Source organism: Aquifex pyrophilus (assembly GCF_054656935.1).
On record NZ_BAAHXJ010000005.1, the window covers coordinates 233,826 to 248,839 of the forward strand.

Consider the following 15,014-nt stretch of genomic DNA (forward strand, 5'->3'; position numbering starts at 1 on the left):
GAAGGCAATATATTAAAATGCAGGAGGTGTTTGGCCATGGAAGGCCTGAGAGAGGAAGCGATGAAGCTATTTGAGGAAGCCTATAAATACCACATGCTCGGAGACCTGGACAGGGCTATAGAGCTTTACAGAAAGTCCATAGATGTTTACCCCACCGCGGAGGCCTGGACCTTCCTGGGATGGGCTTACAGCATGAGGGGAAATTACGAGGGAGCCATAGAGGCCTGCAAGAGGGCCATAGAGATAGACCCCGACTTCGGAAATCCCTACAACGATATAGGTTCATACCTCATAGAGCTCGGAAGGCTTGACGAGGCGGTTGAGTGGCTTGAGAAGGCAAAGAGGGCAAAGAGATACGAGCCGAGACACTACCCCTATATAAACCTCGCAAAGGTTTACATGCTTAAAGGAAGGCTTTACGAAGCCCTGAGGGAGATTGAGGAAGCTATAAGGATAAAGCCCGACTACAAGCCCTCCCACATACTCAGACACCAGATTCTCGGAATGCTCAACTGATGGTTATAGCCCTCCTTACCGATTTCGGAACCAAGGACGGGTTTGTCGGTGCGGTTAAGGGGGTCATTCTCTCCATAAACCCCTCGGTCCAGATAGTGGATATAACCCACGAGGTTAATTCTTTTGATATACTGGAAGGAGCACTTATTTTAAAGGCTCATTACTCTTACTTTCCCGAAGGTAGCATATTCGTGTGCGTCGTGGACCCGGGAGTTGGCTCCGAGAGAAGGGGTATAGTTGTTAAAACAAAGAAATACATTTTTGTGGGTCCCGACAACGGCATATTTGACCTTGTCCTGAGGGAAGAGAAAGAGTTTGAGACATACCTTATAGAAAACGAGAGGTTTACCCTCCCCAGAAGAAACAACACCTTCCACGGGAGGGACGTCTTCGCACCCGTTTCCGCATACCTCAGCAGGGGAGTGAGACCAGAGCTTATCGGGAGAAAGATAGAATACACCTTCAGGCTTGATATACCCGGGGTGAAGGAAGAAGAGGATTACGTTGAAGGTGTTATTCTTTACTTTGATAAGTTCGGGAACGGGATAACGAACGTTCCCTGCGGGAAATACAGGGAAGGGGAGTTTAGAGGAGATAGGTTCAAAGTCGTTAACTTTTTCCTTGAGGGGGAAAGGGATAAACTGAACGGAGTTTGCGGGAGCTTCGGACTTATGGAGCTTTTCGTTCCCTTGGGGAGTGCAAGAGAGAGGTTTGGCCTGAAGAAAGGGGAGAAAGTTAGGTTTTTCAAGTAATTACTTCCTGTTTTCTATTGATTTTTCAAGAGAATACTCGTCCATAAACTCTATGAGGCTTCCGAACTGAAATCCGTAAGCGGTTCTCGTAACCTTTACCGAGGGGAACCTCTTTCTAATGAGATTCATAAGGTAGCTCGCTGTAGCCTCTCCCTCAACGTTTGGGTTCGTCGCTATTATCACCTCCTTTGCGTTGTATTTCTCTATCCTCTCAAGGAGCTTGTCTATCGTCAGGTCCTCCGCAGATATGCCCTCAAGGGGTGCAATCCTTCCCTGAAGGACGTGGTAAACTCCCTTATACCTCTCAAGCCTCTCTATAGCATAAGCGTCCTGACTTTCCTCAACAACGCATATGAAACGTTTTATCCTCCTATCGTCAGAGCATATGGGACATACCTCCCTGTCGGTTATGAGGAAACACTCTCTGCAGGGTCTAAGAACCTCAACCGCCTCCCTTATCTTGTCAATCACCTTCTTTCTTTCCTCAGGCTTCAGTTTTAAAAGGTTATACATAAACCTGCTCGCCCCCCTCTCTCCGTAAGTAGGTATCTCCGTTATACTCTCAAGGGCTTCTCTCAGGGCTTTGGGAAATACATCCTCAAAGCCCAAGCCCGAGCCCTCCCAACAGCCCGCCGAACTTCCTCTGGAAGGACTCCTTTACCTTATCCCTCGCTATGTCCTGAGCCTGATTTATGAGCTCTATTAAGGTTGTCTTAACCTTTTCGCAGTCCTTCTCTTCCTTAAACTCAATATTTAGTATCTCACCGAGCCCGTTAAAAACTATCTCAACCCCGTCCTTCTCAAGGATATCCTTCTCTTCCCTGAGTTCTTTCTTTACTTCTTCCATCGTCTCCTGAAAGTTCTTTAAGTTCTTCATAAAGTCGTAAATATTCATCTCATCACCTCCAGAGCCCTCTTCGTCTCCCTCACCCGCTGGATAACCGTGATAAGAGAGCCGACAAATATGACAAGAAGGGCTAACTTCCAGAGTCCGAGGAGTATTCCAACGAGGAGAACGACCCATCTCTCAGTTCTCTCAAAGAGTCCGCCAAGTCCGTAAACCCCGAGGCCTTCCGCCCTTGCCCTCGTGTAGCTCACACCGAAGGAAGCGGTTAGGGCTAAAAAAGAAAGAAGCGTTCCCAGTTCGTCCCCCTTTGAGGAGAAGTTTACACCCATAGCGGTAAAGGGGAAAGCGTCAGAAAACCGGTCCGAGGTTGAGTCAAGAAAGGCACCGAAGGGGGAAGCCCTGTTGGTTCTCCTTGCAAGGGCACCGTCAAGGCTGTCCGCAAGGGCACCGAGCACTAAAAAGAGAAGGGCCAGAAGTGTATCCTCCAGATAAAGGAATAAGGAGCCAAAACCTACACTGAAAAGCCCGAATAGCGTTATGTAGTTAGGATTTACATTCTTCCTCTCAAGAAGCGTTATTAAGGGTGTTACAAGTTCTTCATAGTAAGGTTTCAGCCTTCTTGTAAGGACGCTCATTTAACTTTTAAAAAGTATATCACTTAGCAACGTCAACACCGAGACTTCCTATAACCGCAAATATGCTCACAAGTAGAGAAGCCTTAAGAAGCGTGGGAAAGTCCTTTATCATATCCGGGTAAACTCCGAAGAGTGTAAGAAATAAAAGGGAAATGAAGAAGGATATTGATAAGCTCGTTATAAGTCTCAAAGGAATAAATCCGAGAACGTTTTGGTGCTCCCAGTTCTGGAGCTTTGAGTATTTTATAAACAGGAAAACGGTAATAACCGTAATAAGGTAAACTACAAGAACCCTCAAAAAGCTCAGCCTTTTCGCAAGCTCCCAAACCTCTTCTGTTAGAGAAAAGGGAAGGGCTATTATCATAGCTCCTATGAGTTCCTGAACGAGGTCAGAAAATCCGAGCTTCTGTTTTTTCTTTGAACTTTCAAAGTCTTCATACATTTCGTTTATCTTCTTTTCAAGGTCATCAACCTTTCTGTCTATCTCGTTCAGCTTGTCCATCCTCCTTTACTCCAGGGATTTTGTCATTCTTATCCAGTAGTTATACCTTCCCCTTTCTTGAAATCCGAACCTTTTGTAGAAGTTTATAGCCCTGTAGTTCTCGTCCCCCACCCACAGCTCTGCGGTATCAAGTCCCTTTTTCTTGAAGTAGTTCAGGATTTCCTCCATCAACCTCGTTCCTATTCCCATTCCCTGGTATTCGGGGTCAACAACTATCTCGTGGATTGCACCTACTCTCTTTTTCTCCCTCCTGCTGTACCAGTTTGCATCTCCCGCAACGAAGCCGACAATCTTCCCGTTAACCTTTGCAACTAAGAAGCCCTCGGGGTCCCTGTTCAGGAGCCATCTCATATAGCTTTCAACGTCTTTAGGATGTGTATATGCGTACTCCTCAAGCCCCTTGTAAGCCCTGAGGTATAAATCAACGAGCTTCGGAATGTCCTCCTCTTTAACCCTTTCTATCTTTACTTCAGTTTTTGCCTTATCACTCATAGCGAAATACTCTGAAGCCATCGGGAAACTTTATTTTAAACAGCTCTTCGGAAGGTTTGAAATTCCTCTTTACCTCTATAAACTCTATCACAACCTCTGTTCCCTTCCCATCGTAAGTCTTTATCTTCTCAATATTCCCGTTTTTTAGGTAAACCTTGACGAGCTTAAGGTTCTCGTCCTTCTTCTTCGGACGAAGGATTATAGCTTCTTCTTCGTTCTTCTCCTTTCCCACAAAGGTAAAGACCTCTTCAACGGGCTCGGAGAGGAAGAGGAGGCTGTTTATTACGGGAGAGGTGTTTCTGCTCATATCTTCTACGTAAACCTTTTTCTCCTCATAGTGTATGAGATAAACCTTTTTCCTGTCGGATATTATCGTTATCCTGTCGGGGTAGGTGTAATCAAGCCTTATTCTTTCTCCCCTTTTTGCGTAAAGAATACCTTTGCTTACATCGGGCTTCGGATACCAGTCGTAAATAACCTTCTGGACGAATACGACCTTAAGGGTTTCCGTATTTCTGAGAACTTCTTTGAGCTTTTCAAAGCTGTTTCCGAAAGTGAAAGCTATAAGTAAAAGCAGAAAGATAACCATAAGGTTTATTTTGCAAACTTTCTGTAGAGCTCTTCAAACTTTTCGGGAGGGACGGGAGGTGAGTAGTAGTATCCCTGTCCGTAGTCGCAACCGAGCTCTTTAAGTATTTTTTCGTGCTCTTTTGTTTCAATGCCTTCCGCAACGGTTTTGAGGTTCAGGTTCTTTGCGAGGTTTATTATGGTTTTCACTATCTCGTAATCCTTCTCGTCTTTATCTATATTCCTTATGAACTCAACGTCTATCTTTAGGGCGTAAACTGGGAGTGTCTTGAGATAGGCTATTGAGGAGTATCCCGTTCCGAAGTCGTCTATATAAACCTTGACGCCGAGCTCCGAGACGAGCTTTAAGAAAACGGAGGCGGTTGAGATATTTTCTATTAACGCGGTTTCCGTTATCTCAAATCCGAGGTATGGAACCGCATCGTAGTTCTCCTGAAGGGTCTTAATGATTATCTCAAGATGCTTTACGGAACGGAGTTGAACCGCGGAAAGGTTAACCGCAATCTCTATATTTATTCCCTTGCTCTTCCATTGACTTATCTGTTTTATGGCTTCCTCAAGAACCCATAGACCAACTTCCGTTATGAGACCGCTCTCCTCAAGGATGGGAATGAACTCATAGGGGGGAACGAGCTTTCCCTTTCTCACCCACCTTATAAGGGCTTCCGCTCCCTCTATTTTTCCCTTTTTCAGGTTAACCTTCGGTTGATAAAAGAGAACAAACTCCTTCTCTTTGAGTGCCTTCTGGAGCTCGTTCCTCAAGATAAACATCTTTTCTATATCCCTCTTTGTATCCCTGTGGTAGAAAATTACCGTATCCCCGCCGAGCTTTCTCGCCTCAAACATCGCCTGAGTTGCGTGGGCGATGAGCTGTTCTCCGTCCTTTGCATCGTCGGGATAAAAGGCCACACCCATTGAGAAGGTTATGGGTATGCTATGCCCGTCAACCTTTATGGGTTTTATGAACTTCGTTCTTATACGTGTTATCAGGCTGTTTGCCGCTTCAAAGGGGTCCTTTGATACGAAAGCTATGGCGTAAGTGTCCGCACCTATTCTCGCAAGAATGTCCTCAAGCCTTACTATCTCCTTGAGGCCGTCCGCAACTTCCTTAAGAACCCTATCCCCCGTTTGCTGTCCGTATAAGCCGTTTATCGCTGTGAAGTTGTCTATATCAAGGACTATCAATCCTACTCTTTCCCCCTTTTTGTCAGCCTCTCTTATCATATCGGAGAGAGCACTTACGAAGAAGGCACGGGTGGGAAGCTCTGTTACTGGGTCATAAAACCTGAGCTCCTTCAGTTTCCCCTCAAGGCTAAAGGACTGAATAATATCGGAAAGCTCCGAGAGGAAGTTCCTTATGAGGTCAACTTCCGTGTTGTAAAAGGGCTCATTTTTCGTGAGCACGAGGGCATACTCCCTGTAAAAGGGAATGCAGACGCTGTAATCTGTGGGTATCCCCTCTTCAGCAACCTTTACCTCCTTATCGGTTCTTATAACCGCGGCATACGTGTATATGCCTTTCCTAACGAATGCATCAACCATTTTGAAAAACAGCCTGTTTAAGTTTGTCTCTTCAAGGAGGACCTTGTAAAGCTCGCTTATGAGTCCGTAAAGAATGCTTAAGTTTTCCCTTTCCTTTTCCCTCTTCAGTTCCTCTTCCGCATCCCTTAGGTCAAGGATTATGTAATCTTTATTTTTTAGCTTTACGTGTTCAAAGGATAACTTAAAGGGCTTTGTTATGCCCAGCTTCCTGTTTGTCAGGTAAACAACCCTATCAAAGCTTCCCGAAATCTTTTCCCTGCAGGCCTTACAGAGCAATTCGTAATGAGAGAGGTATCTTTCGGGAAATAGTTCCTTAAGTTTCATACCTTTAGGTTTATCAATCTTTAGAATTTCACTAAAGGTATTGTTTGCGTAAAAAATTTTAAAGTTTTCATCAATTATGAGTATGGGGTCCGGATTTTCTTCAAAGAATCTTATGAATGTCTCAAAGTGCTCCTCTATTATGTAGTCCGCCACCGAAGCTATATCAAGCAGGGTATGCTTTGCGAGAGAAAGGCAGAGCTCATTTAGCCTTTCTGGTTCAACTTTTGGTTTTAACACCTCCCTGATTAGCTCAAAAAGTTTCCCGTAAGATGCTATAAACTCGGGAATATCAACACCGCTTTTGTAAACTTCCTCAGCGAGAGAGTAATCCGCTTTACAATTAAGGGAATTCTTAAGGTATTCAAATATCTCTCCTTCAAGGTTATCAACACTAACGCCGAGTTTTTCTTTTAGAAATGTTGCAAACTCTTCGCTTACCTTATTGAGTTCCCCTTCTGTAAGCAGTGAACGTATTTCCTCAAGATTTTTCCTGTCCTCCTCCGAAAAGGAAATAAGCATCCTGAGAAGGGATTTTTCCATACATTAAATTTACTTACTTTTCCCGTTTATGGTTTCAAACTCCTCCATCTCCTCAATAAACTCCTCGTGGAGAACCCTTACGGCAAGTTCCGCATACTTTTCCTCAATGAGGCAGGATATCTTTATCTCGGAGGTTGATATAGCCATTATGTTTATGCCGTTCTTTGCCAGAATCTCAAACATTCTTCCGGCAACTCCGTAGGCACTCCTCATACCTATCCCGACGACGGATATCTTCGCTACCTTGTCGTCCCTTATGACTTCCTTTGCACCAATCTTTTGGGCTATCTTCTTAACTATCTCCTCCGCCTTGTCCGCGTCATTCTTGTTAACCGTGAAGGACATGTCTGTATATCCCTCGTGGGATACGTTCTGAACAATCATATCAACAACTATGTGGGCATCTCCGAGGGCCTTAAATATCTCCGCTGCTATTCCGGGCTTGTCGGGAACCCTAACGACTGTAATTCTTGACTCGCTCGTGTCCGCCGTAACTCCCCTTACAACAACCTTTTCCATTACCTCATCCTCCGGAACAATCCACGTTCCTTCCTCGTCCGAGAAGGTGCTCCTTACATGTATTCTAACTTTATACTTTGCGGCAAACTCAACGCTCCTTATCTGCATAACCTTAGCGCCGAGAGAGGCAAGCTCAAGCATCTCCTCGTAAGATATCTTTTTTATCTTCCGTGCGTTGGGAACTATGCGGGGGTCAGCCGTGAAAACGCCCGGAACATCCGTGTTTATCTCGCAGTCCGCCCTAAGGGCAGCCGCGAGGGCTACAGCGGTTGTGTCGGAGCCTCCCCTCCCGAGGGTTGTTATTTCCCAATCCTCCGTTACCCCCTGAAATCCCGCAACTACGGGTATGTATCCCTCCTCTATGAGGTTAAGAAGTCTCCTAACGCCTATTTTTCTTATGCGGGCCTTTGTGTGAATGTTGTCGGTTATTATGGGAACCTGCCATCCGCAGAGGCTAACCGCTGGATATCCGAGCTTGTTTAAGGTCATAGCAAAAAGGGCTATAGCCTTTTGCTCCCCTACTGCAAGGAGCATATCCATTTCCCTTTCAGGGGGCCTCGGGCTCACCTCCTTTGCGAGGTTTATGAGAGAGTCCGTCTCTCCCGCCATCGCCGAAGAAACGACCACAGGTTTATACCCCTTCTCAACAGCCTCTATAACCCTTTTCGCACAGAGCTCTATCCTCTCCAGATTTGCTACTGAAGTTCCTCCGAACTTCTGAACGATTATTTTCATAGAAAAGATTATTTTAAAGTATTTTTATTCCGCACTTCTCCCGAGAATAACCACAAAGGCGAGTAATAGGGAAAGAATAAAGAAGAAAAACGAGGTAAATAATCTCCCTTCCTTGAGGGAAAGGATAAGGGATATAAGGGTCTGGAGGAGGTAGTAAAAGGCGAAGGCCTTTGAGGCGAAGGCTATAATCTCAAACACATTTAAGCTCCAAACAATAACTGTGTCTATCGTGGCAACCATTAAATACCCGAGCTTTGAGCTAACTCTCCCGTGGGTCTCCTTATTTATGAGTCCTCCCGCACCTATTGTATCAGCAACCGCTGCGCTGAACTGACTCATGAGGGGTCCAAGCCTAATGAGGTATCCGAGAACGAGGGATACGGAAGTCGCAAGGAAGATAACAGCTGTCTCGTCAAGGGGCTTTCCCTCAAGCTCGTAAAGAATGGGAGTTATTAAGGCTATGAAGGATATGTAAATGAATCCCGAGATAAACTGGGCAAGCTTCATGCTCCTAATCCTTTCCTCCTTCGTGTATTTCTCACCGAGATACTTTGAGGTTTCAAACCCCTGAACTATGAGAAGGATACCCGCAAGAACTCTTAAGGTTTCAAGGTTTACGGGCCTGCACTCCCCTTTTACGGCAAATCCCGTGCTCACATCGTGAAGGAAAAGGGCAACGAGAAAGGAGAAGATAACGGAGAGCTTCAAGGCAACGGCGTATTTCTCAAGAAACTCCAGGTAGTTGAGACCCCTTAAAAATCCAGAAACGCCTATGAACAGGAGCAAACTCGTTGTGAAAATGTTCTCGTAAAGGGGATTTCTCTCAAAAAATCCCGAGAATATGAAGGCGGAAAGGAGTCTGAGGTAAAAGGCAACGGAGATGAAGTAAGCGAAGGAGAGGGAAAGATTTGAGAAGCTCTCAAGCTCTCTCGTTATAACGAATTCGTTTATTCTCTCTTCCCTCTTTATGTTGAACCTTATGGAGCTACCTATAAGATAGGCGAGGAGGACTATTCCGAGCATTCCGAGGAACGCACAATCCCCGAGGGCGTAATAAAGGAGAGGGGCGGAAACGAGATAACCGCTCCCTATTATTGATGCGAGGGGCGTAACGGTTGCGGTCCATATGCGTTTTCTCTCAAGCTTTGGATTCAGGAAAAAGAGGAGGGAGAGAAGGAATACGGAGCTTACCGCCAAATCAACGTAGGTCATAAAATAATTCTCTATGAAAATAAGAGAATTTTTAAAGGAGCATAAAATTTCCGTAGGGGATAACGCGATATTCCTCCTTGAGAAGCTCGGACTTAAGGATGAGGAGCTTATAAAGTTCCTTGAGAGGGAAATAGGGGAAAGTGCTAAGATGTCAAAGTCAAAGGCGAACGTTGTGGACCCTGAGGAAGCGGTTGAGAAATACGGGGCGGATACGGTAAGGCTCTATATACTCTTTGCCGCACCCCCCGAACAGGACTTTGAGTGGACCGACGAGGGCATTCAGGGAGCCTACAGGTTCTTAAACAGGCTCTGGAACTTCGTAAATACCTATATAGATAAACTAAAAGAGGTTTCCTACACAAAGGAAGAGCTGAGAAGGGTTGAGGGAAGGGCTAAGGAGGTGAGGAGGGAGGTTCACAGAACCATAGAACAGTTCAGAAGGGATTTTGAGGAGAGATACCAGTTCAACACAGCCATAGCCTCCGTTATGAAGCTCCTTAACACCCTCCAGAAATTTGAACCCGAATCGGAAGAGGACTACAAGGTTTTAAGGGAGGCGGTTGAGACTATTACACTGCTCCTTTCCCCGATAACTCCCCACGTATGCGAGGAAATATGGGAGATGCTCGGAAATAAGGGCTTCGTTATAGAACAGACCTTCCCCGAACCCGACCCCGAAGCCCTGAAGGAGGAGGAGATAGAAATTCCCGTTCAGGTGAACGGAAAGGTGAGGGCTAAGGTAAAGATTCCCGCAAATGCCAAAGAGGAAACCGTGAGGGAGATTGTCCTCTCAGACCAAAAGGTGAGGAAATGGATTGAGGGAAAGGAGCTTAAGAAGTTTATATACGTGAAGAATAAGCTCGTTAACCTCGTGGTGCGTTAGGTTATACCTACCTTAAATTAATTATCTATGGGAAAGAAGTTTTTCATAAAGACCTTCGGATGCCAGATGAACTTTAACGACAGCGAACGGATAAAGGGAATGCTGAAAACCCTCGGTTACGAGCCCACCCAGAACTGGGAAGAGGCGGACCTCATAATTTTGAATACATGCACGATAAGGGAGAAGCCTGACCAGAAGGTATTGTCCCACCTTGGGGAGTATAAGAAAATTAAGGAGAGAAATCCCAACGCCTTAATAGCGGTTGCGGGATGCCTTGCCCAGAGGGCAGGATGGGAGCTCGTGAAGAAGGCTCCCGTTATAGATATAATGTTCTCCTCCTTTAACATGCACCAGCTCCCCGAGCTCATAAATCAGGCTCAGGCGGGATATAAAGCGATAGCCATACTTGACGAGCCTCCCGAGGACGAGCACAAGATATGGGAATACCCCGTTGAGAGGGATAACAAATACTGCGCATACGTGACGATAATTAAGGGGTGCGATAAGAACTGCACTTATTGTGTTGTCCCGAGAACCAGAGGAAAGGAGAGGTCAAGACCCCTCCACAGCATACTTGACGAAGTAAAGAGACTCGTTGACGACGGGGTAAGGGAGATTCACCTCCTCGGTCAGAACGTAACGGCCTGGGGAAAGGATTTTGAAAAACCCATTCCCTTCTCCGAGCTCCTTTACGAGGTCTCAAAGATTGAGGGAGTTGAGAGGATAAGGTTCACAACGGGACACCCGAGGGACCTCACCGACGACATCATAGAGGCCATGGCAGATATTCCCCAGGTTTGCAACGCGCTCCACCTTCCCTTCCAGGCGGGCTCAAATAGGATTCTCACCCTCATGGACAGGGGATACACAAAGGAGGAATACCTTGAGAAGGTTTACAAGCTGAAAGAGAAGGTAAAGGGCATAGCTATGTCAACGGACGTGATAGTGGGATTCCCGACGGAAACTGAGGAGGACTTTGAGCACACCCTTGATGTCCTTGAAAAGGTAAGGTTTGAACAGGTGTTCTCCTTCAAGTTCTCCCCGAGGCCTGGAACGCCCGCTGCCGAAATGGAGGGACAGGTTAGTGACGACGTGAAGACGGAGAGAATGAGTAGACTCCTTGAGCTACAAAAACGTATCCTCTCCGAAATAGCTAAGGGATACGAGGGAACGGTTCAGGAGGTCCTGATTGAAGAGGAAAAGAACGGGGAGCTCATAGGGAGGACGACCACGAACAAGTGGGCTACCTTGAAGGGAGATAAGTCCCTCCTCGGGAAGATAGTTAAGGTTAAGGTTAATAAGGCTTCCGCCTTTAATTTAGAGTGTGAGCTTTTGGAGGTATTGAGATGAGTGAGCTTGTTGAGATGGAAGTTCACGGCATCACCCTTGACCCTACAACTCAGATGCCGATAGTGGTTTTAAAGGGAAAGGAGGACGAGAACCTCATACTTCCCATATGGATAGGTGCCTTTGAGGCTAACGGTATAGCGATGAGGCTCCAGGGCGTTGAGCCCCCAAGACCCATGACCTACGAACTCCTGAAGAGGATAATAACCGAGATGGGCGGAACCGTTGAGAAGGTCGTAATAAACGACCTCAAAGACAGCACCTACTACGCGGAGATATACATAAACCAGGGGAATAACACACTCGTTATAGATTCCCGCCCCAGCGACGCGATAAACCTCGCCCTCCGGTTCGGGGCACCCATATACGTGGCGGAACACGTCCTTGAACAATCAAAGCTCCCCGAGCCCGAAGAGGACGAGGAGAAGAAGAAGTTAAGGGAATGGCTTGAGAACATAAGACCGGAAGACTTTGAGATAGGCGGGGAAAAAAGCTGATTTCCCCCTCCTCTCATATACACTTCCCGCAGTAATCATTAATGGGACATTCCTCGCATTTTGGTTTTCTCGGTAGGCATATCGTCTGCCCAAGGGCAACGAGAAGGTAATTTATATCGCTCCAGAGCTCCTTCGGAACTATTTCCATGAGCTTTCTTTCGGTTTCCTCGGGTGTTTTTGTCTTCACAAGGCACCACCTGTTAACTATCCTGTGAACGTGAACGTCAACGACTATCGCAGGTTTTCCGTATCCCTTTGATAAAACGAGGTTTGCTACCTTTCTCCCGACACCCGGAAGCTTCAAGAGCTCCTTTATATCGTCAGGAACATTTCCTTTATACTTCTCAACGAGTATCCTCCCAATCTCCTTTAGCTGTTTCGCTTTAACCCTGTAAAACCCTACGGGGTATATAAGATTCCTTATCTCTTCCTCGGAGAGCTTTAACAAATCCTCGGGAGATTTAACCCTTTCAAAGAATCTCTTGCATACCTTCCACGTTGTTTCGTCCTTGGTTCTTGTGGAAAGCAGAGCACACACAAGGGTTCTGAAGGGGTCTCTTCTGTGCTGGGAAATCATGTGAACAACGGGAGCGTTCCATTTTGGAAACTCCTTTTTCAGTATCTCAATAACCTTGGGAATGTCTTCCTTTCTCATATTGAAGATAATAAGAATTATGGGGGTTTTCCTGATAATTTTTTCATACCTTCTTGGTTCTATTCTATTCGGAGAGATAATAGCAAAGCTTAAAGGGATAAACCTGAGAGAGGTGGGAAGCGGGAACGTGGGAGCTACAAACGTTTCCCGTGCCCTCGGAAAGAGATACGGAGCTCTCGTCTTCTTTCTCGATATGCTAAAGGGATTTGTACCAACCGCTCTTGCGGTTGAGCTTTACGGCTACGATTCCTGGATAACCCCACTTACGGGAATAGCGTCAGTTCTCGGACATATGTTCCCCCTTTATTTTGGTTTAAAGGGTGGGAAGGGTGTTGCAACCGCCTTCGGCGTTCTCATAGCACTCTCCCCTTCAGTCGCCCTTGCCTCAATACTTGTATGGTTTATCGTTCTTGCCCTTACGAGATACGTATCTCTTTCCTCCCTCGTTGCGAGCTTTTCCGCGGTTATTTACCTTCTCGTTCTTGAATACCCTCCGAAGATAATAGTCATGGCCTTGATTATTTTTCTCCTTATCCTTTATAAGCATCGCGGGAATATTGAGCGTCTCGTTCAGGGAAGGGAGCTTAAGGTATGAACAGGGAAAAGAGCCTTAAGGCTTTGGGAATAAGTTTTTTTCTGATAACCCTATTTGCCGTTATTGAGTTTGTCGGCGGGATTTTAACGAACAGTCTCGCTCTCCTTTCGGATGCGGGGCATATGACGACGGATGCCCTCTCCCTTTCAATAGCCCTCATAAGCCAGATTCTCGCGGTAAAGGTGAGAAATAAGAGAATGACATACGGCCTTTACAGGCTTGAGGTTTTCGCAGCTCTTATAAACGGAGTTTTCCTCCTCGGACTCGTCGGATACATAATCTTTGAAGCCCTGAAACGTTTCCAGAACCCCGAGCCCGTTAAGGAAGAGATGATTTACATAGCGGTTGCGGGTCTTCTCGTTAACCTCGGGGTCGGATACATTCTCCTTAAGCACTCGGAGGAGAATATAAACGTAAAGGCTGCCCTTCTTCACGTGGCTACCGATACCCTCGGCTCAGTTGCTGCAATAATTGCGGGAATTGCTATTATTTTCTGGAAGTTTTACCTTGCGGACCCGATTCTGAGCGTGGCTGTAGCCCTCCTCATTCTTCCCTCAACCTATGCGGTTATAAAGGAAACCGTTGACGTTCTCCTTGAGCTTGCGCCTTCCCACATAAGCACCGAGGAGCTTGAGAGGGATATAAGGAATCTTCCCGGTGTTAAGGACGTTCACGACCTTCACGTATGGTCCATAACTCCGGGAACGGAGGTTTTAACGGTTCACGTCGTAATTGAGGACACAAGTATATGCAACGATATTTTAAAGAAGGTTCAGGAGATTGCGGAAAAATACGGGATAAGGCACACAACCGTTCAGCTTGAGAAGGAGGGCTTTGCCTGCACCGAGTCCTGCCCTCTGCTAACGGAGGGACACGTTAAGCTTCACCATCACCACCACGAACATTAACACTCCTCGGAATTTTGTCTTTGATACTCTCGTATATCTTCAGGGTTGCGTCGGACTTGTTGAGTGTGTAAAAGTGAAGTCCCGGAACGCCGTTCTCAATAAGGTCTATGCACTGGTTTATCGCAAACTCTATTCCTATTTTTTTAACCTCCTCTTGCTTGTCCTCAACCCTTTCAAGCTTCTCAACGAGGCTCTGGGGAATCGTCGCACCGCAGAGGGATGCAAACTTCCTTATCTGCTTGAAGTTTGTAATGGGCATTATTCCGGGAATTATGGGAATCTCTATTCCCGCATTCCTGCACATATCAACAAATCTGTAGTAGTAATCGTTTACAAAAAACATCTGGGTTATTGAGAAGTCCGCCCCCGCCTCAACCTTTTCCTTGAAGTATTTCACTTCCCACTCAAGGTTCGGGGATTCGGGATGACCTTCCGGGTAGGAGGCAACGCCTATTGAGAACCAGTCCCCGAACTCCTTCCTTATTAGCTCCACAAGCTCCTTCGCATACCTGCAGGCACCCTTTGGGGGTCTCCAGTCTGGCTTATCCCTCGGGACGTCCCCCCTCAGGGCTAATATATTTTCTATTCCTATGTTTTTGTAATCGTTGAGTATTTCTATTAACTCCTCCCTCGTGTGGGCTATGCAGGTGAGGTGTGCCATAACGGTAAGGTTTGTCTCCTCGTGTATTCTCTTCACTATATTTCTCGTTCTGTCCCTCGTTGAGCCTCCAGCACCGTAGGTTACGGAAACGAAGGTCGGATTTAATCTCTCAAGTTTTCTTATCGTTTCAAAGAGCTGTTTCTCCCCCTCCGGCGTTTTGGGGGGAAAAAACTCAAAGGATATGCTGAAAACGCCCTTCCTGAGTATATCCCCTATCTTCATAAGGTTTAAGTTTAACGTTAAAAAAACAGGAAATAAAACTCC

At 46.1% G+C, this 15,014-nt stretch carries 18 protein-coding genes; 7 read left to right on the forward strand and 11 right to left on the reverse strand.

Annotation, left to right across the window (positions count from 1 at the left end):
• Window positions 1-36 precede the first annotated feature (36 nt).
• Window positions 37-516, forward strand: coding sequence for a tetratricopeptide repeat protein (locus tag ACYQZ0_RS04860; protein ID WP_459775474.1), 480 nt, complete (start codon window positions 37-39; stop codon window positions 514-516).
• Window positions 516-1,268: an SAM hydrolase/SAM-dependent halogenase family protein gene (locus ACYQZ0_RS04865; protein WP_459775475.1), complete on the forward strand. Its 753-nt coding sequence runs from the start codon at window positions 516-518 to the stop codon at window positions 1,266-1,268. Before ACYQZ0_RS04860 ends, ACYQZ0_RS04865 begins: the two co-directional genes overlap by 1 nt.
• Here ACYQZ0_RS04865 and recR read toward each other — a convergent pair whose 3' ends face one another.
• Genes recR through ACYQZ0_RS04910 form a run of 9 tightly spaced genes read right to left on the reverse strand, consistent with a single transcriptional unit; the run spans window position 1,269 to window position 9,204 of the window.
• Window positions 1,269-1,877 carry a recombination mediator RecR gene (gene recR / locus ACYQZ0_RS04870; RefSeq protein ID WP_459775476.1) on the reverse strand — a complete coding sequence of 203 codons (609 nt, stop codon included), beginning with the start codon at window positions 1,875-1,877 and terminating at the stop codon, window positions 1,269-1,271.
• Window positions 1,867-2,163 (reverse strand): YbaB/EbfC family nucleoid-associated protein, encoded by a 297-nt coding sequence (locus ACYQZ0_RS04875; RefSeq protein ID WP_459775477.1) that lies wholly within the window; start codon window positions 2,161-2,163, stop codon window positions 1,867-1,869. Before ACYQZ0_RS04875 ends, recR begins: the two co-directional genes overlap by 11 nt.
• Window positions 2,160-2,750, reverse strand: a complete 591-nt coding sequence (locus ACYQZ0_RS04880; protein ID WP_459775478.1) for a CDP-alcohol phosphatidyltransferase family protein — start codon at window positions 2,748-2,750, stop codon at window positions 2,160-2,162. Before ACYQZ0_RS04880 ends, ACYQZ0_RS04875 begins: the two co-directional genes overlap by 4 nt.
• Before the next feature lie 19 nt (window positions 2,751-2,769).
• The gene (locus tag ACYQZ0_RS04885; RefSeq protein ID WP_459775479.1) at window positions 2,770-3,252 is read right to left on the reverse strand and encodes a DUF2391 family protein; all 483 of its coding nucleotides are present in this window, start codon (window positions 3,250-3,252) and stop codon (window positions 2,770-2,772) included.
• Between the two features lie 6 nt (window positions 3,253-3,258).
• Complete coding sequence (locus ACYQZ0_RS04890; RefSeq protein ID WP_459775480.1) at window positions 3,259-3,744, reverse strand: GNAT family N-acetyltransferase; 486 nt, start codon at window positions 3,742-3,744, stop codon at window positions 3,259-3,261.
• Window positions 3,737-4,333: an outer-membrane lipoprotein carrier protein LolA gene (locus ACYQZ0_RS04895; protein ID WP_459775481.1), complete on the reverse strand. Its 597-nt coding sequence runs from the start codon at window positions 4,331-4,333 to the stop codon at window positions 3,737-3,739. The genes ACYQZ0_RS04890 and ACYQZ0_RS04895 overlap by 8 nt, the downstream gene beginning before the upstream one ends.
• A 5-nt stretch (window positions 4,334-4,338) precedes the next feature.
• Window positions 4,339-6,738, reverse strand: a complete 2,400-nt coding sequence (locus ACYQZ0_RS04900) for an EAL domain-containing protein (protein WP_459775482.1) — start codon at window positions 6,736-6,738, stop codon at window positions 4,339-4,341.
• Between the two features lie 9 nt (window positions 6,739-6,747).
• Window positions 6,748-7,992, reverse strand: coding sequence for an aspartate kinase (locus tag ACYQZ0_RS04905; protein WP_459775483.1), 1,245 nt, complete (start codon window positions 7,990-7,992; stop codon window positions 6,748-6,750).
• 24 nt (window positions 7,993-8,016) lie between these two features.
• Window positions 8,017-9,204 carry a hypothetical protein gene (locus tag ACYQZ0_RS04910; protein WP_459775484.1) on the reverse strand — a complete coding sequence of 396 codons (1,188 nt, stop codon included), beginning with the start codon at window positions 9,202-9,204 and terminating at the stop codon, window positions 8,017-8,019.
• Between the two features lie 13 nt (window positions 9,205-9,217).
• Here ACYQZ0_RS04910 and ACYQZ0_RS04915 point away from each other — a divergent pair, with 13 nt between their 5' ends.
• From ACYQZ0_RS04915 to ACYQZ0_RS04925, 3 genes are read left to right on the forward strand one after another with little or no spacing between them, the layout of a single operon-like run.
• A complete protein-coding gene (locus ACYQZ0_RS04915; RefSeq protein WP_459775485.1) occupies window positions 9,218-10,087 on the forward strand; it encodes a class I tRNA ligase family protein in 870 nt (289 codons plus the stop codon).
• Window positions 10,088-10,114: 27 nt separating this feature from the next.
• A complete protein-coding gene (gene miaB / locus ACYQZ0_RS04920; RefSeq protein WP_459775486.1) occupies window positions 10,115-11,437 on the forward strand; it encodes a tRNA (N6-isopentenyl adenosine(37)-C2)-methylthiotransferase MiaB in 1,323 nt (440 codons plus the stop codon).
• Window positions 11,434-11,931 carry a bifunctional nuclease family protein gene (locus ACYQZ0_RS04925; protein WP_459775487.1) on the forward strand — a complete coding sequence of 166 codons (498 nt, stop codon included), beginning with the start codon at window positions 11,434-11,436 and terminating at the stop codon, window positions 11,929-11,931. The genes miaB and ACYQZ0_RS04925 overlap by 4 nt, the downstream gene beginning before the upstream one ends.
• A 13-nt stretch (window positions 11,932-11,944) precedes the next feature.
• Here the strand turns inward: ACYQZ0_RS04925 and ACYQZ0_RS04930 are convergent, their stop codons facing one another.
• Window positions 11,945-12,586, reverse strand: coding sequence for an endonuclease III domain-containing protein (locus tag ACYQZ0_RS04930; protein WP_459775488.1), 642 nt, complete (start codon window positions 12,584-12,586; stop codon window positions 11,945-11,947).
• A 19-nt stretch (window positions 12,587-12,605) separates the two neighbouring features.
• Here ACYQZ0_RS04930 and plsY point away from each other — a divergent pair, with 19 nt between their 5' ends.
• Both plsY and ACYQZ0_RS04940 read left to right on the forward strand, forming a co-directional pair.
• Window positions 12,606-13,181 carry a glycerol-3-phosphate 1-O-acyltransferase PlsY gene (plsY, locus tag ACYQZ0_RS04935; RefSeq protein ID WP_459775489.1) on the forward strand — a complete coding sequence of 192 codons (576 nt, stop codon included), beginning with the start codon at window positions 12,606-12,608 and terminating at the stop codon, window positions 13,179-13,181.
• A complete protein-coding gene (locus ACYQZ0_RS04940; RefSeq protein WP_459775490.1) occupies window positions 13,178-14,089 on the forward strand; it encodes a cation diffusion facilitator family transporter in 912 nt (303 codons plus the stop codon). Before plsY ends, ACYQZ0_RS04940 begins: the two co-directional genes overlap by 4 nt.
• Here the strand turns inward: ACYQZ0_RS04940 and metF are convergent.
• Entirely contained in the window at window positions 14,058-14,972 is a 915-nt protein-coding gene (metF, locus tag ACYQZ0_RS04945; RefSeq protein WP_459775491.1) for a methylenetetrahydrofolate reductase [NAD(P)H], read from the reverse strand. The genes ACYQZ0_RS04940 and metF overlap by 32 nt on opposite strands.
• Between the last annotated feature and the right edge of the window lie 42 nt (window positions 14,973-15,014).

Coding starts and splice junctions, on each gene's coding strand:
- ACYQZ0_RS04895 (WP_459775481.1), bottom strand. CDS start 4,333: ATGGTTATCTTTCTGCTTTTACTTATAGCTTTCACTTTCGGAAACAGC.
- ACYQZ0_RS04905 (WP_459775483.1), bottom strand. CDS start 7,992: ATGAAAATAATCGTTCAGAAGTTCGGAGGAACTTCAGTAGCAAATCTG.
- ACYQZ0_RS04890 (WP_459775480.1), bottom strand. CDS start 3,744: ATGAGTGATAAGGCAAAAACTGAAGTAAAGATAGAAAGGGTTAAAGAG.
- ACYQZ0_RS04925 (WP_459775487.1), top strand. CDS start 11,434: ATGAGTGAGCTTGTTGAGATGGAAGTTCACGGCATCACCCTTGACCCT.
- ACYQZ0_RS04915 (WP_459775485.1), top strand. CDS start 9,218: ATGAAAATAAGAGAATTTTTAAAGGAGCATAAAATTTCCGTAGGGGAT.
- ACYQZ0_RS04885 (WP_459775479.1), bottom strand. CDS start 3,252: ATGGACAAGCTGAACGAGATAGACAGAAAGGTTGATGACCTTGAAAAG.
- ACYQZ0_RS04875 (WP_459775477.1), bottom strand. CDS start 2,163: ATGAATATTTACGACTTTATGAAGAACTTAAAGAACTTTCAGGAGACG.
- ACYQZ0_RS04940 (WP_459775490.1), top strand. CDS start 13,178: ATGAACAGGGAAAAGAGCCTTAAGGCTTTGGGAATAAGTTTTTTTCTG.
- ACYQZ0_RS04930 (WP_459775488.1), bottom strand. CDS start 12,586: ATGAGAAAGGAAGACATTCCCAAGGTTATTGAGATACTGAAAAAGGAG.
- ACYQZ0_RS04900 (WP_459775482.1), bottom strand. CDS start 6,738: ATGGAAAAATCCCTTCTCAGGATGCTTATTTCCTTTTCGGAGGAGGAC.
- plsY (WP_459775489.1), top strand. CDS start 12,606: ATGGGGGTTTTCCTGATAATTTTTTCATACCTTCTTGGTTCTATTCTA.
- ACYQZ0_RS04880 (WP_459775478.1), bottom strand. CDS start 2,750: ATGAGCGTCCTTACAAGAAGGCTGAAACCTTACTATGAAGAACTTGTA.
- ACYQZ0_RS04860 (WP_459775474.1), top strand. CDS start 37: ATGGAAGGCCTGAGAGAGGAAGCGATGAAGCTATTTGAGGAAGCCTAT.
- ACYQZ0_RS04865 (WP_459775475.1), top strand. CDS start 516: ATGGTTATAGCCCTCCTTACCGATTTCGGAACCAAGGACGGGTTTGTC.
- ACYQZ0_RS04910 (WP_459775484.1), bottom strand. CDS start 9,204: ATGACCTACGTTGATTTGGCGGTAAGCTCCGTATTCCTTCTCTCCCTC.
- miaB (WP_459775486.1), top strand. CDS start 10,115: ATGGGAAAGAAGTTTTTCATAAAGACCTTCGGATGCCAGATGAACTTT.
- metF (WP_459775491.1), bottom strand. CDS start 14,972: ATGAAGATAGGGGATATACTCAGGAAGGGCGTTTTCAGCATATCCTTT.